Here is a 23,473-nt window from a genome sequence, read left to right on the forward strand (position 1 = left end):
TCCGGACAACCAATAGTGTGGAGCGACTCAATGAGGAGATTCGACGCCGGGAGCGCGTCATTCGCATCTTCCCAAACCGTGCGTCGGTGTTGCGTCTGTTGGGAGCTTTACTGATGGAGATGGATGAAAAGTGGGCGACGGGACACCGCTACCTAGACATGCAGGAGTACTGGGTGTGGCGTGCGTCCAAGGCTTCCGTCGTTAAGCAACTCGCTTGAGCGCACTACCGAAGAGGGAAAGTACACACAAATATGGACTTGATCATTTCATGTGTGTTCAATTACTTTTCAGTGTAGGAGAGATTTAGTCCGGAAAGTAAAAGGACTAAATTAATAAGGGAGGAAAAACATGAAAGGTATAATCCTGGCTGGGGGAACGGGTTCTCGTCTATATCCTTTAACAAAAATAACTAATAAGCATCTTCTTCCTGTAGGTCGATACCCCATGATTTACCACGCAATTTTTAAGCTCTTGAAGGCAGGGATCCGTGACATTCTCATTGTGACTGGTAAGGAACACATGGGAGCTGTCGTGAATTTACTTGGAAGCGGCCGGGAATTCGGTGGTGAATTCACATTCCGTGTACAAGACGAAGCAGGTGGAATTGCACAGGCATTAGGCCTGGCTGAGGGTTTTGTGGGTGACGACTTGATGACCGTCATCCTTGGAGACAATGTTTTCAGCGATGATATTGGTTCATACGTGGATAAATTTAAACAACAAGGACACGGTGCTAAGATCCTCATCAAGGAAGTACCAGATCCACAGCGGTATGGTGTTCCCGAACTGAGAGATGGCCGTATTATTTCTATTGAGGAAAAGCCATCTGCACCAAAAAGTTCATATGCTGTAACAGGCATATACATGTATGATCATAGAGTCTTCGATATTATTAAAACATTGCGGCCGTCTCACCGAGGTGAACTCGAGATTACCGACGTGAATAACGCCTATCTCGAAGCTGGTCAACTAACCTACGATATCTTGTCGGGATGGTGGACGGACGCTGGCACGCACTTGTCATACGCGAAGGCCAATGAACTTGCAAAGGATTTGTATTTTGGTGAGATGTTTGGCGTCCTAAAACAACATCTACCGCAGTGAGACTTAATCCCAAAGATAATGAGGTTGATTTATGAAACTCCTGATTACTGGTGGCGCTGGTTTTATCGGCAGTAACTTTGTGAGATACATTCTCCACAAGTATCCTGACTATTATGTGGTGAATCTCGATGCTTTAACCTACGCAGGCAACTTGGAAAACTTACGAGATATCGAGCGGAAGTCCAAGTACAGGTTCGTCAAAGGCGACATCGGGGATGTGTCCATTGTACGGAACATCATGGAGAGCGGAGTCGATGTTGTCGTCAACTTTGCCGCCGAGTCGCATGTGGACCGCAGTATCCTGGACCCGTTTGCATTTACTCGGACAAACATTCTTGGGACGCAACAATTACTCGAGGCAGCCCGCGAGTTCAAGGTACAGAAATTTGTCCAAGTGTCTACGGATGAGGTATATGGCTCACTGGGACCAACCGGCTTCTTCACTGAGGAGACGCCGTTAGCGCCAAACAGTCCATACTCTGCTAGTAAAGCAAGCGCTGATCTACTTGTCCGGGCCTATCATGAGACATATAGACTTCCCGTAAACATTACGCGTTGCTCCAATAACTATGGACCCTATCAGTTCCCTGAGAAGCTGATTCCCCTGATGATTAGTAATGCACTGGAGGATAAGCCTCTCCCAGTGTATGGTGACGGGATGAACATTCGTGATTGGTTGCACGTCGAGGACCACTGCGCGGCCATTGACTTGGTCATTCATAAAGGCGTAGACGGTGAAGTCTACAACATCGGTGGAAACAATGAGCGTACTAATATTGAGATTGTAAAAACGATTGTACGGGAACTCGGCAAGCCAGAGTCGCTCATACAGTTCGTGAAGGACCGCTTAGGTCACGACCGTCGTTATGCGATTGACGCTTCTAAGATCAAGAGGGAGCTTGGTTGGAAGCCACAGTATACGTTTGATAAGGGAATCGTCGAGACCATCCACTGGTATGTCGAGCATCAAGAGTGGGTAAATAGGATCCGAACTGGAGCTTACAAGGAATATTATGAACGCCAATACGGAGAGCGATTGGGGTCGACCGTATGAGGATTGTAATCGCTGGCGCAAACGGGCAACTTGGGCAGGATCTGGTGCGAAGACTTTCACCCATTCATGATGTCTACGGCTTTGGGCGTGGGGAACTCGATGTCACGAACCTCGAGCAAGCCATTCAGGTTATTCACGATGTACGGCCAGATTTCGTGATCAACGCCGCAGCGTATACGGCAGTTGATCGTGCGGAAACAGAAGTTGATCAAGCTTATGCCGTCAATGCGTTTGGAGCTAGAAATTTGGCAATGGCGTCTGAAAGAATCGGAGCCAAATACTGCTATATCAGCACGGACTATGTATTTGACGGTAACGGGCGGACGCCGTATCGAGAGTATGATCTGACCAATCCCCAAGGCGTTTACGGCAAATCGAAGCGCGCGGGGGAAGAACTCGTAACATCGTTTTCCACGCGGTATTTTATCGTCAGAACGTCATGGTTGTACGGTGCGTTTGGTGGGAACTTTGTGAAGACGATGCTGAAGTTAGGGAGAGAAGGCAAACGCCTGACGGTCGTTGATGACCAGGTGGGTTCGCCGACATATACGGTCGACCTGGCGGACTTTATCGCGGAACTCATTCACACCGAAAAGTTTGGGATTTATCACGCATCCAATATAGGTTCGTGCTCTTGGTACGAGTTTGCGAAAGCCATCTTCGAAGAAGCCGGGATGGATGCCGACCTTCATCCATGCACAACGGAGGAATTTCCGCGCCCGGCGCCAAGGCCGGCGTATTCCGTGATGGACCACATGTCCATTCGGATCAACGGCTTGACGGAGTTCCGCCCTTGGCGTGACGCATTGAAGGCGTTTTTACAGGAATTGAATGAAGTTTAATTGACGAATGAAACGAGGGATATACATGAAGGTCATCAAAACAGACCTTGAGGGTGTGGTTCTTGTTGAGCCAGTCGTGCACGGAGACCACCGAGGATATTTTACAGAAACGTACAATCGGGCCCGAATGGATGAAGCGGGTCTCGACTACGAGTTCGTTCAGGATAATCAATCGTTGTCGGCGCAAACAGGAACGATTCGCGGACTGCATTATCAGCTGGCCCCGAAGGCTCAAACAAAGCTAGTCCGTGTGGTACAAGGTGCCATTTATGATGTTGCTGTGGACATCCGAAAAAGTTCTCCGACGTTTGGTCAATGGGTCGGGGTCATTCTCACCGCGGACAATCACAGGCAGCTTCTGATTCCAAAAGGATTCGCGCATGGCTTCTGCACCTTGGTACCAAACACAATTGTGGCGTACAAAGTAGACGAGTACTACTCACCCGAACACGACAGAGGGATTCTATGGAATGACCTTGCTCTGGCGATTCCTTGGCCTACTTCGAATCCTGTGTTGTCAGCTAAGGATCAGGCCCATCCTATATTGAACAGCGCTGAGGTGTTTGAATAGTAGGCAAAGGCAAGCGTCTCAACGGGTTTGGTCTTATTCGGGCGCTTCTTCAGACGACGCACGTGACGGTTATCCAAATGCAACTGCTAGTAATAAACCTGGAGCAGTAACTCAGCCTTCTTTTATATCGTGTTCTCGCGCGGAGCCTTCGGTCCGCACCGTTGAATGCGCTGGCGAATGTTTGACCCGTTCAACAGTCCCTAAATATGTAGTAAACAAGAAGTCCCCCTAAAATCCTCTAAGGGGACTTCTTTTGGCAAACATATCCAAAATCAATTATAGTGGTGGACCGAACAAAATTCAAGCACCATGTCTTACAGACAAAATTGCCAGTGACAGTATTGGTACTTAGGGTCTCATCACATCCTTGACTGCATGCAGCGGTGCAGTGCGCACTGTCGTTAGTGGTTATCCGGTATTCGCTAGTCAAGAAAGTGCTGGGAGAATGGATACGCGAGGCGGCCGGGTAACGAATCAGGGAAAACAGACAGTCTTCATCAGTTCGGCACATAACCAACGTGTAGGTCCCGGCAATATACTTTGGTTTGCTCTGGGTATGGGGGCAACAGCGCCGACGGCAAATCAGGTGTACGTCTACGTCACGGAGATTCTGTGATACATACACTGGTCAGGAACATTTTGCTATAGCTCAAACATAGAATAGACGAAATATATACGGACCATCCGGTCTACGGGAGTCGACGTATCACGCAGGAGCTGCGAGTTGAGGGCTGGGATGTAAACCGCAAACGTGTGCAGCGTTGCATGCGAGAGATGGGTCTCCAGGGCATCTGTCCTGGTCCGAATCTCAGCAAGCGCAACCTGGAGCATAATGTGTATCCGTATCTACTGCGTAATGTCAGACCGAGCTGTCCGAATCATGTATGGGGAATCGACATCACCTACATTTGCCTCAAACACGGATGGATGTATCTGGTTGCCGTCGTTGACTGGTACTCACGATATGTGGTGAGTTGGCAGCTCGACCAGACTCTTGAAATGCCATTTGTGCTGACAGCGGTGCAATCCGCTCTACGCCAAGCAAAACCGGAGATTTGGAACAGTGACCAAGGAAGCCACTTCACCAGTGAACAATACACGGATCTCTTAAAAGAAGCAGGGGTTCGAATCAGTATGGACGGGAAAAACCGAGCACTGGATAACATCATCACTTAGCGCTTCTGGCGCACTCTGAAGTACGAGGAAGTCTACCTACACGAGTACAACAGCCCGAAAGAGGCGAGGCAAAGAATCTCCCAGTTTATACAACACTACAACTACCGACGCCGCCACCAATCACTGGGCTATCGGACACCAGCAGAGGTTTACTTCCAGGAGGATGCTACACTACGCTCTCCCACCGCTATCTGAAGAATCGGTAATCAATATATTAACTTAAACTACGAAAAGCGTGTTTTGACAAAAGGGTCCACCTTAAAATGACTGTTGGCTGGGTGCATCCGTAACAGTATTGCAGGGCGTGACGATTGGAGACGGAGCGGTGGTAGGTGCTAATTCCGTCGTTACGCTCGATATACCATCATACACAGTTGCAGTGGGCGATAAAACCACGATGACTATTCAACTTACAGGTGCAATGCCACAGTAAGGCGGAGGTTTCGGAAATACCCGAATCTGCTGTAAAGATAAATCCTCTGAAGGTTATTCACAAGCTGCAGTGGTGACAGTTAGCCGAATGCTTAAGATATCGAAGTCGCCACAATCATAACGCCGTCATTCGGAGCGGCTTTTTTCTCAAAAGGGTCTCATTATCTGCGTTATTACTTTCTCTAGTGGCCGGGGTGTCGACAATTGTCTCGGGAGCGGGACTAGACGGCGTTTGTCCGCTCACTGACGGACTTCGCACCACAGTCTACCATTTCTTCTACCACGACACAAGGTCAAGTGGATGCCACATTTCAAAAGAATGAGGCCAGCATCGGTGGGGCGCTGACCACGGTGGATAACTGGAAGGGCTACCTTCGCCAAATGGGGCGCGATGTCACAGTGACGCTGCCGAGTACGGAGTCGATTCAGGCCATCTCGATTGAAATGGAGCAAGACCCGGGCTCTGGTGTCTATTATCCTAACCATGCAGACTTCGAGGTCAAGTATAACGGACAGTGGACCAAGGTGAGCACGGCACACACCAAGATTCTTTCCACGGACAAGCGCATTAGCACCCAGACGTTCTCCGTAAAGGTGAACAATATCAACACGCAGTAAGTGCGCATCCGCTTCCTGGTCGCTGTGTGGGTCTTTGCGCGTCATCTGCACATTTACGGCACGGTGCCGAACGGTGCGGGTGGAGCGCCGAGTTCGGAAGTTCTGCAGAATCCCCCGACCTATCACAGTGCACTGAGCCCATCGGATGCTCGCGCGCATGGAATACATAACATGTTGCTCGTGTATACGGGAGATCACGGATCGTTAGGGCTGTGGTCCCAATTGGATTTTCTACCGATGCTCGGGTACACGTCGTTGACCGGTTCTGCGCCGTCGGCTCGGATGTTTGACACTATGCTGTTCTTGCCCTACGGGTCTGTCGCGGATACGCAATCTGGTTGGCAGGCCTATCTCAACGACTTGTTCGCATCGAACCAACAGCTGTCTTCGCTGGATGCCGCGGTGGGACAGGTGAATCAAGAACTCTCTACGCCAGGCTACAAGGAGAAAGTCGTGCTCACTCTGCCGTATGCATCGTATGGGGACGGCGTGTGGGGATCTGTGAACGGCAATCCCATCAACCTCAACGGTACGAGTGACGATCCCCTCGCGCTCCAAGCCCGCCACCAAGCGATGCAGTGGTACCTGCAGACTCTGTTGTCGATGTGGAACAACGCGCATTTCCAAAACCTCGAACTGACGGGGCTCTACTGGGAGAACGAAGCGGTGAATGAAGAGCGGCCTGGTGAGGTGCCGCTGATTCAGGATGCGGTGTCGTTGGCGCACCAGAACAACTTGCCGCTGTTTTGGATTCCGTACTATGATGCTGCCGGCATTGCAGATTGGCAGACCCTCGACTTTGACGCGGCCTGGTTGCAGCCGAACTACGTCGAACAAGGCACCACCGCAGATATCGGGCGCATTCGCAACGCTGAGCAATACGCAACCGCGCACGGAATGGGTCTCGAGCTGGAAGTCACGTCGACAGACTCACAGGTCCAGACGCTCTACAGCCAGAGCATTGACCAACTGGTGGCGGACGGCTTTGCGGGGAATGTGTCGCATGCGTGGTACGCGGGATCGAAATTGTTGGTCACAGCAGCCAACTCGAGTGACCCAAACACACGCCTGTTGTACGACAACACGTATAACATGATTGCCCATCCATAACAAATCCCAGCTGCGACGGGGGCGTGCAACGCCTTCATCGCCAGTGAACGACGTCAACAAAGGAGACGGACATGAAAATGCGAAATGCACTCCGCCTATCCCTGGTCATTCCGGCTGCATTGACCACCTTGACGGCATTTTCACAGACAGGGTACGCAGCACAAACGACCTCCCAATTCCATCCCACCATGACCACGAAGACGGTCTCGTTGAACGGCCAGGTGGTGTCCCAGCCGCAGGGCTTTCCTACGACAACACGACGTATTTACCCATCTACTACGTCATGCACGCACTGGACAGCATCCACATCACGAGTTCGTGGGATGGTACGAAGAAAGAGTGGAAGTTGACCTTTCCCTCTTCCACAACCGTGGACTACTCGAATTTAAACGTGGGAACCGGCGATATCTCCATTTACATCAATAACCAGTTGGTCAAGAAGATCAACGGCATCGCCTACACAGACCCGGCTTCAGGCATACCCACCATGTACCTACCCGTCTGGTACGCCATGGGCGTGTTTGAGCGCATGGGCATCACGCCGTCCTGGGACGGCACGCACTGGGGGATGACGCAGAATTCGACAGATACGCCACAGTCTCCACCTGCTTCGCAGGGCCCGCAGGACACAAATCCCCAGGCGAGCTCCATCCCAGGCGCCGTTTCCAAGGAGACGCTCGTGAAAGATCTGACCACTCTACTGAATGTGTCGAAATCCGCGCCGACACAAAGCGCGTACGACGACGTTCCATTGTCCAATCCGGACGCAGCGGCCATCACCACGGCCGTCAACCAGCATTGGATTTCTGCGTTTTCCAGCACGCACTTTGGCGCTGGCGACGTACCTCTTCCGTTACCCGGGCGAGATCGCGTCGAGTGATTGATGCGACGAATCTGATGGAGGGGTACCACCGACAGCTTCGCAAGATGACCAAAGGCAAAAGTATATTTCCAACCGATGAGTCCCTGACAACAATGCTGTATTTGGCCACGATGGAGGTGACCCAGCGTATAGTGAAAAGACTTCCCGTATACACCTCAACTGAGGGTACGGGAAGTCTTCGTTCATCCTTGTATTTTAACGCTCTCATTTTGAAAAGTAAGCCTTGGGTAATTCCAAAATACCCTTTGAAATTGACCCCTAATGTTGGTCCGAGCTATCTTTCGACGGATAGGGGGCACTGCCCTTTGTAGCTTTCCAGATGATGTGGTTGAGTGTATCCTCGTTGTTTGCGTCAGGATACTTCCAATTCATTTGGTTTGAAACCGCAGCCATCGGAGCATTCTGACCGTTCATCGTATTGATTGGATAGCTTTCCGGCACAGCACCATAAGGTGCGAAATTTGGTTGATTCGTAAATGCGTTCAGCATGGGGATGGCGGATGCGTCAAATTGATTCATTGGCTTCAGACCCAAAATCAGTTCCATGGTCCTTATCATGGAGTCCTGGTCATAAAACGTATGATCCACTTTCCCGGTTTGCGTGTAAGGACTGATGACTAAGGCTTCCGTCCGATGCGCATCCACGTGGTCAGTACCTGCTTGAGGGTCATCCTCCACCACGAAGATAGCGGTATCTTTCCAGTATTGTGAGTGACTGACGGTGTCAACGAGTTTTCCAACAGCAAGGTCGTTTTGCGCAACCATGGCTTGCGGTGTTGGATAACCTGTTGATGTACCGGCTGTGTGGTCATTCGGTAAGTACACCATTTCAAACTGCGGCAGATTGCCATTTTGCTCATATTGTTTAAATTCCTTTTGCCATTCGTTAAAACGAGTCATGTCGGAGATGGAAAGATCCCAACCCGCGTAATTGGGGTCGTAATGGTTTCCGATTGCGGGATCGTCCGGTGTCCATTTCCCATTGACAGGAGACTCCCAGTAATTGATGTATTCGCCGTAGTCTCGGAAGGAAACCCCCCCTTTGAGCGCCTCATCCCACAAGTAACCGTTTGCCGGCTTCAGCGCAGGAATATCCACTCCATAGGCTTTGCGTCCGGAGTAATCTGGAAGCCATGTTTTTTCCGAGTAGTCATTGGATTCTCCGGCGGTCGCCCACTGGTGCCCAGGGTCACTCACTTCTCCATCACAGTAGAAGTTGTCAAGGAGGACAAACTGGTTTACGAGCTTGTGAAGGTTTGGAGTAATGAGTTGCCCGAACTGTGTGTAAGCGGGATTGCCATTGCCTTTACTGATATCGCCGAACACTTGGTCGTAAGTCCGGTTTTCTTTGATGACGTAGATGACGTGTTTAATGGGAGAATGTTGATTTGCAAACCGCGGAATCGGGGAGTCCTTTTCTCCCTCCATGCTTCGGAGCCAACCAAACCCATCCGCACCGTACACGGTGTTGTTCTTCAGGACTTGTTGTGTGTACTTTTGCAGCTGTTCTTCATCTGGAACCGATATGAACGACATGGTTCCTTGCATCATGTTGCCGATGTATTGTCCGAATGTATTCGGACCCGCACCAAGCCCTTTTGCGTTCAGCACCATGATGGTGTTTCCATCAAGGAACACACCCGTCGGATACCAAGCGGTCGGAATCAGTCCTTTCACGTCTCGTTTCGCAAGGTCAATGACGGCGACATCATCACTGCCTGCGTTGGCGACATACAAGGTTTTCCCATCCTTGCTGACCGTTAATGCATCCGGTATTGTCCCAGGCTCGGCTCCTTTGTATGGGGCAAGGGAGATGGTTTGAACCACCGTTTGTTGTTTTGGATCAACGACGGAAATTTGATCACTGTCGGAATTGGCGATATAAATCTCGCCTGTCACCGGATTTTCTGCAATGGCATTGGGATGCAAACCGACCGGAATGGTTTTTTCGATGGACATATCCTTGGGATTCAACACGGTAACGGAGCTTTCGCCCCAGTTGCTGACGTATAACTTGCTACCATCTTTACTAAGAAATGCGGTGTACGGGTCTTTTCCAACGGAAGTGGTGGCAACGATTTGTCCCGTGGATAAGTCAACTTTGGACACGGAATTACCCACATTGTTCGCTACATAAAGAAACTTTCCATCCGGAGAAACGGAAATGCCCATCGGTGTAAAATCTGTATTGTTCTTGTCTTTTAATAAGATGGGCTGTTGCTCGGTCAAGAACAGGGCGGGGTTCTGTTCATTCACGGTGTAAACGCGGATTTTGTTATTACCGCCTGCAGACGCGTACAACGTTTTTCCATCTGGACTGAAAGCCACACCCAGGTACAACCCCTGTCCATTTATATATGGAACGGTCTGCACGACTTTTTGATGTTGTACATCGATAACCTGCAAAGATTCAGTACCTTGTCCATCATTAGACACAATAAGGTACTTCCCATCGGGACTCAGAGCACCGCCCATTGGGAAATCTCCCAAAGGTAATTGGCTACCTGCAGGCGTAAGGGTCCAACCGTGCGGTGTGACGCCTGTTCCGTTGGTTTGAGGACCGGCATATAGATAAGTGCCTGCAAGCGCGGTTCCAGACCCAGCAAGAAGTGTTGCCAATGTGATGCCAGCCATCAATTTCTTTCCTTTCGAGAACTTTTTCATAAATATTTCCCCTCCTTGCATCTAACCCTTCCTCGTAGACACTCTACAAAATGGGCGTAAATATCTCGTGAAGTGATGATGAAATGGAGTTATACGTTTCAAAAAATATAGGTAAATGCGGGCCCGTGAATGGTACAGCATAGCGCAAATCGGGCAACCGCGAGATGGGGGAAGATACGATTTCAGTGGGTCTCGAGCCAATAGGATGTTCTATAACAACAATCACACGTTCGTAGCGAATACCGGGTGGGGATACGGTGGAATGACGCAAATAAAAAACCCGCCGAAGCGGGTCGCGAGCAAATGTGATATTCATAGTAAGACCAGACGTTTTAACGCTTTGATTTGTCCTGTGTGCATCGTCTCATGATACATCGTGAGCAGTAACACATCGCCAACGGTTTCGAGTGGTGGAAGGCCGGGAAATTGAAATGGAGTTGGCATTTTCTCGTTGGTATTTTCAGAAAATGTAAGCTTCACTCGCTCTGATTGAGTATCTAACTGCTCTAGCAATGAATCAAGTGATGGGGGTTCCATCGTCCATTCCGACGGTTTCGTACCGCGGGAGAACAATTGCTTGTAATGCTCCGGAAGGATTGACTCTCGGTCTGTCATGACAAATAGAAATTGCTCAGCCGCGAGCAAGATGTGCCCGACATTCCATAAAATCGAATTGTTAAACCCGTCAGGTACTTTCAAAGCTGCGTCAAAGCTTACTTCTTGCACAATTGACTTAATGTTGCCATGAGAAAACGCAAACAGATTGATAAGCCCTTCGCTATTCATGGAAGCCCTCCTGACTCACAACTTATGCAAGCGAGAGTATTTTCCTTCCATGTATACGAAAGAAGAGGCGAGACAATTCGCGTGAGAAGTGGGGCAGCTCCCAGTTGTCCGGCTGAGCCCTGACGCGGACATCTACATACGCCTTTCTACCCCCGTCTATTGGCGGGTATGCCTGTTGAAGTACCTTTGTGCAAGCATTTCACAGATGAGAAGTGTTGAGTATATCGCATACAATGAAGCGAACCAGAGTTCCGTTGGATCGTTTCCGATAAAGTCAACCACACATGCTGTAAGTTCAATGGCAACAAATATGACTGTGTTTACTAACAAGGAGCGCTTCGGTGCGCGCCAACTGCGGTATATGAGAAGCAGCCCAGTGACGATGGATACAATTCCAAGTACGAACCCCTGGTGCGTCACTTTTCCACCGATGATGAGAGCTATCACGCAAGCAAGGACCATTGCGTAAATGGCACTGAAGTCTTTCAACATGATCCACCACACCCACCATTCTATGCTGATGTTCATTCTACATGAGCTTCGGTGGGCTCCTCAAATGAATTCGACGTGTTGTGGTAGGTGGAGAGGATTCAAACGCGGACTTGTCGAAGAAAGTCGAAGAGAATCTGCGGGAAGGAGGAATGTCTAGTGAGCGATGACAGGCGGCTTGACCAAATGCAAGAGATGATGGGAGATTTGATTCGCGTCGTTGCGAACACCCATGCGATGGTCTTGGAGCTCAAAGATCAGGTGTCTGAGCTCAAAGATCAGGTCTCAGGGCTCGGAGAACAGGTGGCAGAGCTTACCGTTCAGGTTTCCGAGCTGAAAGACCAAGTGGCCGAGACCAACCGCAGACTCACCGCTTTCGAGGAAAAAGTGGATGAGCGATTGGACGGCATGGAAGGCCAATTGTTCCGCGTACAGTTGTTGGAACGTCGCCAGGACAAGGCAAGCGCAAGGTTGGAGGTCCTCGAAACATACATGGAATTGCAGCAGGAAAAACAATAAGCAGCCCTGAGGCGGGCTGCCTTGTCCGATGGCTCTCAGTTGTATTCAAATCCCCAATGGTCCTGCGTCATTCTTCAAGCTTCCTGCACAGTCCTCACGCTTCTGCCCCTTTGCTTCGTCGCCTCTGCACCATCCACGCAATGCCGAAGCCTAAAAACATGGCGAACATCGGCATCATCGGGTAACGGAACCTGTCCCAAGCCGGGAAGAATAGGAACAACAGCGTGTTGTAGACAATCCACAGGACCGGGAAGAGGGCCAGTTTCCAGGCGATGCGCCGGGTAAAACAGACCACGAGCCCCACAATGGCCAGCAGCATGAACAACCAGTACGCGCTGGTGCAAATCATGTTCACCGTCGGGGTGAGAGCGTTGTTCACGATGCGGAACGTGTACCAGACGCTGTTCACGTCGTCTTTGTACAAGCTCACAATCTTGAGGAAACCGTGGTACAGCGTGGATTTCGGATGCGCTAAGATGTGTTGCACGGCAACTTGCTTGCCAATTTGGTCTTCTTTGATCTCGTTGTTGCCCGCAGCGAGGAGCGGATTTTGCCACGGCAGCCAGGACCAGTAGTAGCCGCCGTCGGTCTTGGTCCCTTGCCACAGGTTGACGCCGCCGTTGGTGGAGACGAGCACAAAATGGTGCAAGGAGAGGATGTTCCGGATGGTCACGGGCAGGATGCCCACGACCATGGACACACCATACGTCACTGTGCGCCAAAATCCTTCCATCCACCGCCGACCTTGAATAACCCACTCGTAGAGCAGGACAACCACCGGGAAGAGCAGTGCAATCGGCCGCACATCGCTGGCAAAGCCAATGGCCAACCCGGAGAGAATGGTCAGTCGCAGCCATCCCTTGTGACTCACACTGGTGGATCGTACGTACAAATATGTGGACAGCATCAAAAGTACGGTGAATAGTTCCTCAGAGCCGAGAATGGAGTTCCAGAGAATTTGACTTGGTAGCACGGTGTAGGCGACAGACGCAATGGCTGCCGCCAATCTCGACTGAAACACGTAGAGTGTCAGTAAGTAGACGAGGACGACAATCACCGTGCTCAGTACGGCGTTCACAAACAGCCCGACCATCATGTGCGGGCCAAACACGCGGATGAACAAAGACAGGAAAAACGGCCAGCCAATCGGCCAATAGGCCGTGGCATGTCCGTTCCAGACGTACATGTTCTGTTCCGCCAACTGCACGGCGTGCGTGAAGTACCACTCGAAATCCGCTTTTTGCGGCGGGTGCATATATCCAATCCACAGGCCGCGCAGTACGAGGTTCACAAGGACCAGTGGCAACAAAAACCGCTTGGACACCTCGGGGCGCTCACTCACTTCCATTCCTGAGGAGGACCTCCTTCCATCTCGTCCTTGCCGCAGGACTGCGACAGGCGGCGGATTACTCATGCGTGACGCGAATTTTGCGCTTCACTTTTTTCTTTTTCTCCGCCGGCGTGGCCCAGGTGAATTTATTGTTGGCCGTGAACGACCACGCGGTGGCGACAATGATGCCGATGCATTGTCCAAACAAGGCGTGCCAGTGCAACTGATGGAAGATGTGTGCCACCAGCGCCGTGATGGCGATGCCAACGCTAGAGACCAGGACAAACATGGGCATTTGCAGCGCTCTGCGCCACTTGACGGGATGTGCGTGCTCCTTACCCCAGGTGACTTTGTCGTTCCACAAGAAGTTGTGCACCATGGCGACGAGGGATGAAATAATAGACGCCCACGCCACCGTTTTGATGTGAAACACGTACAGGCACACGCTCATCATGATGAGGTTGACCACCACACCCAGCGCGCCGACCATGCAGAACACGTAAAAGCGGCGGTCTTCCGGGCTGTTCCAGAGCAGCGTGCCGATGTGTTTCAAGTAGTTCCACTGCTCGCGCAGACTCATCTTCGATTCCCCGGCATCGCGGGCCTGAAACGAGTACGGAATCTCATGAACCGTCTCGTAGTGACCGTTCACGAGAACTTCCATCAAAATTTTCCAGCCAATTGGATTCAGTTTGGCATCCTTGATGACGTCGCGGTGCAAGCCAAAGTAGCCGCCCGTGCAGTCGGAGATGGATCGCAACCGTTTAATGGCAAGTTGTCCGATTTTGCGCGCGGTCCACGAGACCAATTTGCGGAAGGCGTTCAAACCTCCGTCGGATCCACCTGGAACAAACCGACTGGGGATGACCACGTCAATCCCTTCGCGTAGCCGCTCCAAAATGGTCGACAGCAGTTCCGGTGGGTGTTGCAGGTCCGCGTCCATGACCACGATGTACTTGCCACTGCTGCGGCGGAATCCTTCCACCACCGCGGTGCCCAGACCGCGTTCGTTTTCCCGGTGCACGTAGTGAACGTGCTTGTGCTTCTGCGACAACGCTGCCAGGGTTTGCGGCGTGTCGTCCTTGCTGTCGTCGATAAACCAGATCTCGTATTCGCACCCGACAGGCGCCAGTGTCCTGTCAATGCGCTCTACGATGGTCTGGACGTTTTCCTTTTCATTAAACGTCGGTATGACAATACTGAGTTCCATAAATTTTAGACCTCGTTTTCATAGTTGTGGACATGACCGTACAGACAGTACTATTCTAGTGGAGTCTTGAAGGAACGTCTACCTCACCCTGTTCCGAAAGGAGTCTGGGCCATGAAGTTAATCTTGCTCTCCGGCGGTTCTGGCAAGCGGTTGTGGCCGATGTCGAACGACAGCCGATCCAAGCAATTCCTCAAAGTGCTTTCTGCAGGAGACAACCAGAAAGTCTCGATGCTGCAACGCGTGTGGCGGCAACTAGGCAATATGAACCTGCACCCACATGCCTACGTTTGTGCGTCGAAAGCGCAGTGGGAAGTCATCACTTCACAAATTGGCGACATTCCCTTTATTCAGGAGCCTTCCCGAAGAGACACGTTTCCAGCCATCGCGTTGGCATCGCTGTACCTGTCCGACGTCGTAGGATGCTCCGGGGATGAAGTGGTGGTTGTGGTTCCCGTGGATCACTTTGTGGACGACGAGTATTTTTCCCAAGTCGTTCAATTGGAAGCCGCCTTGTCGGCGTCGGGGGCCGACTTGGCGCTGCTCGGCGTGCAGCCGACAGCACCGACGAGCAAGTTTGGGTACATTCGCGTCAAGCCGTCTGAAACGACGGGCGACTGGATGGATGTTGACTCCTTTGTGGAAAAACCACCCACGGAGTTGGCAGAGCGGTTGATTGCGGAAGGGGCCTTGTGGAACTGCGGGGTGTTCTGCTTCCGGCTCGAGTTCATTCAGTCTGTGCTCGCGGCGAAGGGGTATCCGACCACGTACAAAGCACTGCTGGAGCAATTTGACGCGTTGCCCAAGCGCAGCTTCGACTACGAAGTCGTGGAACAGACGGATTCGATTGTGGCAAGAGGGTACTCCGGTACGTGGAAAGACCTAGGTACGTGGGAGTCGTTGTCCGAAGAAATGGCCGATCCGTTCGCGGGCAACGGCGAGGCAGTGGCGTGCGAAAACACCCACATCATCAACGAGCTGGACATTCCCGTTGTCGCCATGGGGTTGAAAGACGTCATGGTGGTCACCACGCCAGACGGGATTCTGGTGGCGGACAAGAAAAGCACCAGCAAGCTGAAGGACGTCATCGGACACTACGAAGGTCGACCCATGTACGAAGAGCGCCGGTGGGGTTCCTACCGCGTCCTCGACGTGCAGAAGCTGGAGGACGGCACCGAGGTGCTCACCAAGTCCATTGAGCTGTTGCCTGGGCACAACATCAGTTACCAGAAGCACTTCAAGCGGTCCGAGATTTGGACGATTGTGGAAGGGACGGGAGAACTGGCACTGGACAACCGCATCGTGCCGGTGGTTCCCGGAGACGTCATCCGCATTTACGCCGAGCAGTGGCACGCCATCCGGGCCACCACGCGGTTGAAGTTCATTGAGGTGCAGCGCGGATCGGAACTGGTGGAAGAAGACATTGTCCGCCGCTACCTGGACTGGGAAGACATCTGCACGCACTGCAGGTCGGGCATCGGCATCTCGTAACACGTTGTTCATCACCTCCCCGCAACAGCTTGTGGGGAGGTTGTGTATATACACAACGCATTCCATGGTCTATGCTCGGAGAGAGGGGGAGCGCATATGAGCAAAGCGTTACTCGTCATTGACTACACCTACGACTTTGTCGCGGACGACGGACGGTTGACCTGCGGAAAACCGGCTCAGGCCATCGACGAATACATCACGCAGCTCACCAAGTCGTTTGTGGCGGACGGAGACTACGTGGTGTTTGCGGTGGACGTGCACGACGAAAACGACGCGTTTCATCCGGAGACGAAGTTGTTCCCACCGCACAACATTCGCACAACAAAGGGCAGAGACCTGTACGGTGCGCTCGGTCGCTACTTTGCGCAACTGGCAGAGAAGGGACTGCCGGACCACGTGAAGTGGATGGACAAGACGCGGTACAGTTCCTTTGCGGGAACGGACCTGGAATTGTTCCTCCGGGCTCGGGGCGTGAATGAATTACACCTGGTGGGCGTATGCACGGACATCTGCGTGCTGCACACGGCGGTCGATGCGTACAACAAAGGGTACCGGATTGTCGTGCACGAAAAAGGTGTGGCCAGTTTTAACCCAGCCGGGCACGAGTGGGCCTTGGGCCACTTTGAAGGGGCGCTGGGGGCAACCGTCATTCGCTAAGAGAGATCCGCAGGGGCAACCGATGCGTGTGCGGGGGAGACCCGTTGACGCACCGGGGGTTCACTGCGGATGATCTTGTTTCTGGCAAACAATCCGTTTATGATTGTAGATCATGAAGTATGCAAGGCTTGAATGAGCCCCGACAACACGACTCCGCCATCGCTTGAGATATCAGAGATTTCAAAATCGCATAGAATACAGATGGGATTTTGCGAATTTTTGAAGTGCCTCATTCAGGTTCACAGACACGCTCTGCTTTGTAAAAAGCGACGACAACCGAAGTAACATCTACTCGTGCTGAACCAAGCTAGTGATTGTGCAAAACGCTTACATAGAAAGACGCAGGTACAGTTGCATCGGGTTGTTGCCACAGGTTGGACTTTGCTCACCGGGTGGTGCTGAAGCTGTTAAAGCTTTCCGAACACAAAGTTGTTTTGGCCACCGTGCTGTTTGGCGTGATTGGCGAATTTGTGATGTTGAGCAACCACATGGATGTTCAGGCTGCTTTGAACGGTGCAGCGATTCTTTTGATCACGGTGGCGGTGTCTATGCCACAGCGGGCCCGATGGACAAGCGTGCTGCTCTTAGGCATGGCCGCTTGCGTGCTTGCGGCTTGGACGTGGGTGCAGCCGGAATTTGTGCTCTCTACATTGGTGATTTCAGCCGTGGCGGGGAGTTTCATTTCGGTGCGCGTGAAGCCGCAACTGGGACTCGCGTTCTTCTTTGTGGAATTGGCAGTGTCTGCGGAACCTATGTACCGGATGCTCCACGACCAATTCCCGTTGCTGATGGTGGTGATGGTCGGTGGCAGTGTGGTACTTGCCCTGCAGGTGTACGAGGTGTCGGTCAAGTTTCACCAATACCGGCGCTTGTCCATTTACGACGAGCTGACGGGGCTGCACAACGCGCGCTACTTTCGGCACAAGCTGAACGAGTATTACAACCATTGGAAGGTAAACAGCCTCTGCTTACTGCTGTTTGACCTGGACCGCTTTAAGCTGGTCAACGACACCCTCGGCCATCGCGCGGGCGACGAAGTCCTCAAGAGAGCAGCACAAATCTTGCAGGAGCACGCTTCGCCGGCGGTTGTGAGCAGATACGGCGGGGAAGAGTTTGCCGTCATGTTGCCAAACGCCAGTGAGGCAGAAGCGAGGGAACTCGCCGAGAAACTGCGCGTGGTCCTGGAGTCCACGGTTCTCTGTGGCGTTCCAGTGACGCTGTCCTGTGGCATTGTGTACTGTGAAAACCGGAGCGTTGGCCCGGATGAGCTGTTTGACGCTGCAGACCGGGCGCTGTACGAGGCCAAAAAGATGAGAAACTGCGTATGCGTCTACTCCGGAGGCCATGCGAATCACCAGGCGGCCGCTACGGTAGACCCGGTACACTAGGTCACAGGGAATGCGCGTCCGTCTTGGATGAACCGGTTGTCGCCCATTTGCGCTTCGGAACATGCCAGTGAAAGATCACGGAAAGCATTCGCAACACAAACACGACGGTGAGCAACAGGTACAGCTGCCACGGAGAATGTGCATCGACCAAGTGAAGGCCTACTGCGGCGCCAGCGACAGCCGCCCACAACGCGTAAATCTCCTCCCGGAGTACGAGGGGTTTGCGGCCGGCCAACAGGTCCCGAATCACGCCGCCGCCAATGCCGGTGATGACGGCCGCAACAATGACGGTCCCCACGGAGTACTTCATCTGCGCCGCGTACAAAGCGCCTTGAATGGTGAATGCCGACAAGCCCAGCGCGTCAAACACGTTGACCCACCGCGGCAACCAGTGTTGGACCCAGCGAACCGGCAATACAATGATGATGGCTGTCGCTACAAACGCTGCATTAAACAGTGCCGATTGGCTCCAAATGCTCGAGACGGGCAATCCAATGAACAGGTTGCGCAGGAGCCCGCCACCGAACGTGGTGACCAGGGCCAGGACCAATACGCCGAATATGTCGTACTCTTCTTCCATCGCCACAATCGCTCCGCTGAGCGCGAACGCAATGGTACCAATCAAAGTGAAGACGTGCCACGTCATCTTTCTGCTCACAACCTCCTTCCCGACCGCGCTATTGTACCACGCGGAGGCTGTTTCCGTTAGATAGTCTCAGCGACGTTGCGGTGCAGAAATACGTACCTGAATCGTCATATTTTTCATTGTCGTGGCCCCGCCCGTGGGCTGGCTTTACATTCATGAGCGATTTTCAAAATGTGTAAAGTGGCTGCGGCCACTGTGTATTGCGCCGTATGCAGAACGTCAGCGTCTTACCGGAGTCGCGCACGATAACACAAATGTGAAGTGTTCATCATGAAAATACTAAATAACGATAGAGAAGCACTATACAAATGTGAGATAATTCGGAGCGACAGATACAAACTGCGGCGCGATTCGTAGAGGCTGGAGATTATTTTCTTCTAAAATCCAAAGCCTCAATGTTTGGTTGCGGCTGTACCTGTTATTGGGTCGTGTGCTGTAGGTGGCGCCGTCGTGTGTTTCGATGGCTCACCAGGAAAGGACAGCCAGGTCTCCCACGGATCTGTCGACCGATAGAGAAACTGCACATTCCTGTTGTAGAAATGTTCGGATGGAGGCTGTTTATGAAGAGATATCCAGTTGCTTTTGTATCTACCATACCAACCATTTTGGCTCTTGCCGCTCATTCACCGATTGTACAAGCCAGCACTTATCCCACCGTGACCACGCAGTCTACTTCCAATGCACTGGCTGTCAAACATATCTATTTCAACAACCAGTTACAGTCGAGTCCTTACGGCATCGTTGAAAACAACACCACCTACCTCCCAATTTGGTATGTCATGCAGGTACTCAATCGTATCGGTATTGAAAATACCTGGAATCACAAACAATGGAACCTTTCTGTCCCGTCTTCGTATGAAATAAACTGGAATAATATCTCGGTGGGTTCCGGAGATTCGAGCATTTCTTTGAATGGTACTGTTGTCCAGAAGGTCAATGCCTTGGTTCACGTTGACCCTGCGTCCGGGAAAGAAACAACATTTATGCCGATTTGGTACGTCATGAAAGTACTGAATTGGATAGGCATTCAATCTACATGGAACGGTACCGATTGGAGAATGATGCCTCCCGCTGGTGATGGGATTACGGACGTTCGTGTACGGCATATTTACTACGATGGCAAGCTGATGTCGAGCCCGTACGGATTCGTGAAAAACAACACGACCTACATGCCGGTCTGGTACATACAAAATGTGCTAAAGAGTATCGGTATCCCAAACACATTTTCAAATCAGTCCTGGAGTCTCAGCATTCCGTCTTACTACAATCTAGATCTATCCAACATTTCAGTTGGACAAGGTAGTACATCCATTTCTTTGAACGGAACCGTCGTCATTCGAACGGATACGCTTTCGCACCTTGATCCCTATTCCGGAAATCAGACAACATACATTCCTATCTGGTCTGTCATGCAGGCCTTGAATCGAATTGGGATCAAGTCATCATGGGTCAACGCCACGGATTGGCAACTGACACCGTCATTTACGACCGTGGATTTGCGGTATCCTGCGCCTGGGAATATCACGGCATCATCGATTGACAGTTTCTTGAAGAGTCACAACAGCCCGTTTACGGGACTTGGGGCATCCTACATATACGCGCAAAATACCTATGGGGTTGATGCAAATTACCTTGTCTCTCACTCGATTGAGGAATCTGGTTGGACTGGTAGTGATTTGTCGACGCATAACAACAATCTATATGGATACGGGGCATATGATTGGGATCCAAATGCGGCAGGAATGTTCCCGAGTGACGATTATGCCATCCGGTTCCAGGCGTGGGAAGTTCGCAACAATTATTTAACACCAGGTTCATCCCATTACGTAGCTCCGACTCTAACGGGTATGAACCGCAATTACGCGTCAGACCCCAACTGGGCCGCGAATATCGGGGCAATTATGAACGAACTTGCTGCATCGACGAACGACTCCGTTCAAAGCTATAAACAGTGGACGGGTGACACATCTACGCCCGCACCAACACCGAATAGCACGGAGGAGCCAGTGTTCTATTTGAATGGGGCAAGTGGGGTGATTCAAACCAATCCCACGTATCAAGGCTTGCCATATTACCCAGACATGGCGTCCGGTGAAACGGAGATGTACTACGGACAAACGCTGCAACTCAATAGTTCCGGTACCAATGTTGTCACACTGCAAACGTATTTGAATCAGACCATTCATAGCGGGCTTGTCGTGGATGGACAGTTTGGGCAACTGACGAAGGAAGCAGTCATCAATTTCCAAAAGCAGAATGGCCTGCAGGAAACGGGTACGTGGGACTACACTTTGTGGAAGCAATATATTGAACCCTCCGTTTCTGTGATTCCTGCGGGGACGAGCGTTCACATCGACCAAATGAAACAAGGCATGTCTGGCCCCTACGTGATGGAGTGGTATCATATCCCGGGGTACGGTTGGGTGGACGGTCAGTATGTACATTTCGACAACGTGTACCGCGTGACGGTTCAGAATCCAAATTCGCCGCAAACCTCTGTACCCGTGTATGATGGATCAGGTCAGCAAATTGCAATGTTGCATTCCGGTGACTTTGTGGTTTCAACGAATGCTCAAGGGGCAGGCGGAATGATTCCAATTCAGTTTGCCAATGAATGGACGGGGCAACTGATGACGGGGTACATACATACCTCCGATGGCTGGTTAACGCCACAAGAGTAAAGTAAAACCACCCGTGTTAGGTGGTTTTACTCAGGCTGCCGAGAAACCCTCGGCAGCCTGAACAACACACAAATAACCAAAAACATGTGATAAAGAGGCGCCCACGCGCCTCTTTATCGACAATCTGAGTAAAGTCCGCTTTTCCTTAAATCGCTTTACGCAAGAATTTGCGTAGCCTGCGTTGACTGGTGGAATTCGGCTTCCACACGTTCCACGTGCTCGGTTGTAAACCCGCTGTGAATCCCCCAATAATAGAAGACCAGTGACGACAGGGCCACAACCACCATGTCCCATCCGTACGGAATCACGTTGATTCCGCCAAACTCACTGCTTCCAAGCCAAGCCATGAGCATCATGTAGAACATGTATGCGACGAGCCAGGCACCCGCCTTAAGATGTCGGCCAAATCCGGACCATCCGTCTTTCCCTTGGTAATACAGGAAAATCGGGAGACCGATGAGCATGACAAAAATGACTTCGCCGTTCAACGGCCATTTTGCCCAGTGCAGAATCAGGGAAGCCGCCACGAATGCCATGGGCGCTATCCAGCGGAGTCCCTTCAACTTGAGCGGTCGATGCAGATGCGCTCCCGTCTTCCGCAAGGAAACCACTGCGACCGGGCTCGTGAGATAGGAAATGATGGTCGCGACGGAAATGACGCTGGAGAGTTGATCCCAACCATGGAATAACAGTAGGAATACGTACTCCACGGCGAGATTCAACAACATCGCTCGGCGCGGTATTTTGTAGAACGGATGGACGGCTCCAAACACTTTTGGAAACCAACCGTTTTCGGTCATGCCGACAATCATCCGCGAGGTCGTCGCCGTGTAGGTCGTCCCCGTACCGGATGGTGAGACAAACGCGTCCGCGAACAAAACCACAGCGAGCCAGTTCAGTCCCCAGGCCATTGCCAGGTCAGCAAACGGCGAGTTCAGTTTGATGCCGCCCCAACCGTGAGCCGCCATATCAGGTTTGACAGAGCCGATGAACGCCACCTGCAACAGGACGTAGATGACCCCGGCAATGAAGATGGATCCAAGGACAGCCCGCGGCACCGTCTTGTTTGGTTTTTTTGCCTCACCCGCCAAATTGACAGGGCTTTGGAATCCGTTGAACGCGAAGATCACGCCTGAGGTCGCGATGGCCGTCAGTACACTGGCCCAGCCGTTCGGAACGAATCCACCGTAGTGCGAAAAGTTTCCGGGGTGAAACCCGGCAACCAAAAGTCCAATCGCTGTCAGCGCTGGAATGGCCAATTTGAAAACCGTAATCAAGGTATTGACGCGTGCGAACAGTTCCAATGTCCAGTAGTTGATGAAGAAGTACACCAACACAAGTACAGCCGCACATAGCAACCCAGGCGTCGTCAACGCTGTCCCTGTGTAGAGCGTATGAGCCCAGTGCCAAGGCCAGGAACTCATATACTGTATAGAAGCTTCCGCTTCAATGGGAATCACGGACACAATCGCAATCCAGTTTGCCCAACCCGCCATGAACCCAGTGAGGGAACCGTGGGAATACTGCGCGTACCGGACGGCCCCCCCAGACAGAGGGAACATGGCCCCGAGTTCGGCATATGTCAGGCCAATCAACAAAATCGCGCCCATGCCGAGAATCCAGGCGAAAATGGCTGCAGGGCCTGCGACTTTCGCCGCTTTCCAGGCTCCGAAAAGCCAACCGGACCCAATAATCGAACCCACGCCTGTCATGGTCAATGCAAATGTTCCGAGCTTTCTGTTCAGGTTCTGCATAGAACGCTCCTTTCCAGACCAGGTGTCCATGTGTAAGAGATAGGTTCAGAGACTGCAGACCAACGTCATTT

General features: G+C 51.8%; 19 protein-coding genes and 3 pseudogenes. 16 read left to right on the forward strand and 6 right to left on the reverse strand.

What is annotated here, in order from left to right; translation table 11 throughout:
- The 11 genes and pseudogenes from YWK_RS0110350 to YWK_RS22490 all read left to right on the forward strand — a co-directional run.
- On the forward strand, nt 1–218 hold a 218-nt coding region (locus tag YWK_RS0110350), incomplete at its 5' end, for a transposase (protein WP_026964738.1).
- Nucleotides 219–348: 130 nt separating this feature from the next.
- Nucleotides 349–1,104, forward strand: a complete 756-nt coding sequence (locus tag YWK_RS0110355) for a sugar phosphate nucleotidyltransferase (RefSeq protein ID WP_026964739.1) — start codon at nt 349–351, stop codon at nt 1,102–1,104.
- Between the two features lie 31 nt (nt 1,105–1,135).
- Entirely contained in the window at nt 1,136–2,158 is a 1,023-nt protein-coding gene (gene rfbB, locus YWK_RS0110360) for a dTDP-glucose 4,6-dehydratase (protein ID WP_026964740.1), read from the forward strand.
- Complete coding sequence (rfbD, locus tag YWK_RS0110365; protein WP_026964741.1) at nt 2,155–3,000, forward strand: dTDP-4-dehydrorhamnose reductase; 846 nt, start codon at nt 2,155–2,157, stop codon at nt 2,998–3,000. The genes rfbB and rfbD overlap by 4 nt, the downstream gene beginning before the upstream one ends.
- Nucleotides 3,001–3,025: 25 nt before the next feature.
- Nucleotides 3,026–3,571, forward strand: coding sequence for a dTDP-4-dehydrorhamnose 3,5-epimerase (gene rfbC / locus YWK_RS0110370; protein ID WP_026964742.1), 546 nt, complete (start codon nt 3,026–3,028; stop codon nt 3,569–3,571).
- A 648-nt stretch (nt 3,572–4,219) separates the two neighbouring features.
- Nucleotides 4,220–4,942: pseudogene (locus tag YWK_RS21015) on the forward strand (IS3 family transposase); the annotation flags it as partial.
- Between the two features lie 67 nt (nt 4,943–5,009).
- Nucleotides 5,010–5,180, forward strand: a pseudogene (locus YWK_RS21485) (DapH/DapD/GlmU-related protein); the annotation flags it as partial.
- A gap of 296 nt (nt 5,181–5,476) precedes the next feature.
- Nucleotides 5,477–5,797: a hypothetical protein gene (locus YWK_RS21020; RefSeq protein WP_051375466.1), complete on the forward strand. Its 321-nt coding sequence runs from the start codon at nt 5,477–5,479 to the stop codon at nt 5,795–5,797.
- Nucleotides 5,798–6,907, forward strand: a complete 1,110-nt coding sequence (locus YWK_RS19380) for a DUF4855 domain-containing protein (RefSeq protein ID WP_051375467.1) — start codon at nt 5,798–5,800, stop codon at nt 6,905–6,907. It abuts the gene before it with no gap.
- Nucleotides 6,894–7,787 (forward strand): stalk domain-containing protein, encoded by an 894-nt coding sequence (locus YWK_RS0110390; RefSeq protein WP_211231396.1) that lies wholly within the window; start codon nt 6,894–6,896, stop codon nt 7,785–7,787. Before YWK_RS19380 ends, YWK_RS0110390 begins: the two co-directional genes overlap by 14 nt.
- A gap of 8 nt (nt 7,788–7,795) precedes the next feature.
- A pseudogene (locus YWK_RS22490) lies at nt 7,796–7,918 on the forward strand (IS256 family transposase); the annotation flags it as partial.
- A 130-nt stretch (nt 7,919–8,048) separates the two neighbouring features.
- Here YWK_RS22490 and YWK_RS19385 read toward each other — a convergent pair.
- Both YWK_RS19385 and YWK_RS19390 read right to left on the reverse strand, forming a co-directional pair.
- Nucleotides 8,049–10,454: a bifunctional YncE family protein/alkaline phosphatase family protein gene (locus YWK_RS19385; protein WP_035466687.1), complete on the reverse strand. Its 2,406-nt coding sequence runs from the start codon at nt 10,452–10,454 to the stop codon at nt 8,049–8,051.
- A 312-nt stretch (nt 10,455–10,766) separates the two neighbouring features.
- On the reverse strand, nt 10,767–11,240 hold the full coding sequence (locus tag YWK_RS19390; RefSeq protein WP_035466688.1) for a DinB family protein: 474 nt from the start codon (nt 11,238–11,240) through the stop codon (nt 10,767–10,769).
- Nucleotides 11,241–11,888: 648 nt separating this feature from the next.
- On the opposite strand from YWK_RS19390, the gene YWK_RS0110410 reads away from it, so the two are divergent.
- Nucleotides 11,889–12,248 carry a hypothetical protein gene (locus YWK_RS0110410; protein ID WP_026964745.1) on the forward strand — a complete coding sequence of 120 codons (360 nt, stop codon included), beginning with the start codon at nt 11,889–11,891 and terminating at the stop codon, nt 12,246–12,248.
- A 94-nt stretch (nt 12,249–12,342) separates the two neighbouring features.
- Here the strand turns inward: YWK_RS0110410 and YWK_RS19395 are convergent, their stop codons facing one another.
- Nucleotides 12,343–13,596, reverse strand: a complete 1,254-nt coding sequence (locus tag YWK_RS19395; RefSeq protein WP_051375468.1) for a glycosyltransferase family 39 protein — start codon at nt 13,594–13,596, stop codon at nt 12,343–12,345.
- 58 nt (nt 13,597–13,654) lie between these two features.
- Nucleotides 13,655–14,788 carry a glycosyltransferase gene (locus tag YWK_RS19400; RefSeq protein ID WP_051375469.1) on the reverse strand — a complete coding sequence of 378 codons (1,134 nt, stop codon included), beginning with the start codon at nt 14,786–14,788 and terminating at the stop codon, nt 13,655–13,657.
- A gap of 111 nt (nt 14,789–14,899) precedes the next feature.
- Here YWK_RS19400 and YWK_RS0110425 point away from each other — a divergent pair, with 111 nt between their 5' ends.
- From YWK_RS0110425 to YWK_RS21025, 3 genes are all read left to right on the forward strand, one after another.
- Nucleotides 14,900–16,276 (forward strand): sugar phosphate nucleotidyltransferase, encoded by a 1,377-nt coding sequence (locus tag YWK_RS0110425; protein ID WP_026964746.1) that lies wholly within the window; start codon nt 14,900–14,902, stop codon nt 16,274–16,276.
- Between the two features lie 96 nt (nt 16,277–16,372).
- The gene (locus YWK_RS0110430; protein WP_026964747.1) at nt 16,373–16,933 is read left to right on the forward strand and encodes a cysteine hydrolase family protein; all 561 of its coding nucleotides are present in this window, start codon (nt 16,373–16,375) and stop codon (nt 16,931–16,933) included.
- 374 nt (nt 16,934–17,307) lie between these two features.
- A complete protein-coding gene (locus tag YWK_RS21025) occupies nt 17,308–18,321 on the forward strand; it encodes a GGDEF domain-containing protein (RefSeq protein ID WP_051375470.1) in 1,014 nt (337 codons plus the stop codon).
- A gap of 1 nt (nt 18,322) precedes the next feature.
- Here YWK_RS21025 and YWK_RS19410 read toward each other — a convergent pair whose 3' ends face one another.
- Nucleotides 18,323–18,967, reverse strand: a complete 645-nt coding sequence (locus YWK_RS19410) for a trimeric intracellular cation channel family protein (protein ID WP_051375471.1) — start codon at nt 18,965–18,967, stop codon at nt 18,323–18,325.
- A 560-nt stretch (nt 18,968–19,527) separates the two neighbouring features.
- Here YWK_RS19410 and YWK_RS21030 point away from each other — a divergent pair.
- Nucleotides 19,528–21,648: a glucosaminidase domain-containing protein gene (locus YWK_RS21030; protein ID WP_051375472.1), complete on the forward strand. Its 2,121-nt coding sequence runs from the start codon at nt 19,528–19,530 to the stop codon at nt 21,646–21,648.
- Between the two features lie 155 nt (nt 21,649–21,803).
- Here the strand turns inward: YWK_RS21030 and YWK_RS0110450 are convergent, their stop codons facing one another.
- Entirely contained in the window at nt 21,804–23,402 is a 1,599-nt protein-coding gene (locus YWK_RS0110450) for an APC family permease (protein WP_026964748.1), read from the reverse strand.
- Nucleotides 23,403–23,473: the final 71 nt, after the last annotated feature.

The organism is Alicyclobacillus pomorum DSM 14955 (genome assembly GCF_000472905.1).
In the GTDB taxonomy this organism is placed as follows: Bacteria; Bacillota; Bacilli; order Alicyclobacillales; family Alicyclobacillaceae; genus Alicyclobacillus_A; species Alicyclobacillus_A pomorum.

Excerpts from the sequence above, each read along its gene's own strand:
- YWK_RS0110355 (WP_026964739.1), top strand. The coding sequence starts at position 349 with ATGAAAGGTATAATCCTGGCTGGGGGAACGGGTTCTCGTCTATATCCT.
- rfbB (WP_026964740.1), top strand. The coding sequence starts at position 1,136 with ATGAAACTCCTGATTACTGGTGGCGCTGGTTTTATCGGCAGTAACTTT.
- rfbD (WP_026964741.1), top strand. The coding sequence starts at position 2,155 with ATGAGGATTGTAATCGCTGGCGCAAACGGGCAACTTGGGCAGGATCTG.
- rfbC (WP_026964742.1), top strand. The coding sequence starts at position 3,026 with ATGAAGGTCATCAAAACAGACCTTGAGGGTGTGGTTCTTGTTGAGCCA.
- YWK_RS19385 (WP_035466687.1), bottom strand. The coding sequence starts at position 10,454 with ATGAAAAAGTTCTCGAAAGGAAAGAAATTGATGGCTGGCATCACATTG.
- YWK_RS19390 (WP_035466688.1), bottom strand. The coding sequence starts at position 11,240 with ATGAATAGCGAAGGGCTTATCAATCTGTTTGCGTTTTCTCATGGCAAC.
- YWK_RS19395 (WP_051375468.1), bottom strand. The coding sequence starts at position 13,596 with ATGGAAGTGAGTGAGCGCCCCGAGGTGTCCAAGCGGTTTTTGTTGCCA.
- YWK_RS19400 (WP_051375469.1), bottom strand. The coding sequence starts at position 14,788 with ATGGAACTCAGTATTGTCATACCGACGTTTAATGAAAAGGAAAACGTC.
- YWK_RS0110425 (WP_026964746.1), top strand. The coding sequence starts at position 14,900 with ATGAAGTTAATCTTGCTCTCCGGCGGTTCTGGCAAGCGGTTGTGGCCG.
- YWK_RS0110430 (WP_026964747.1), top strand. The coding sequence starts at position 16,373 with ATGAGCAAAGCGTTACTCGTCATTGACTACACCTACGACTTTGTCGCG.
- YWK_RS19410 (WP_051375471.1), bottom strand. The coding sequence starts at position 18,967 with ATGACGTGGCACGTCTTCACTTTGATTGGTACCATTGCGTTCGCGCTC.
- YWK_RS21030 (WP_051375472.1), top strand. The coding sequence starts at position 19,528 with ATGAAGAGATATCCAGTTGCTTTTGTATCTACCATACCAACCATTTTG.
- YWK_RS0110450 (WP_026964748.1), bottom strand. The coding sequence starts at position 23,402 with ATGCAGAACCTGAACAGAAAGCTCGGAACATTTGCATTGACCATGACA.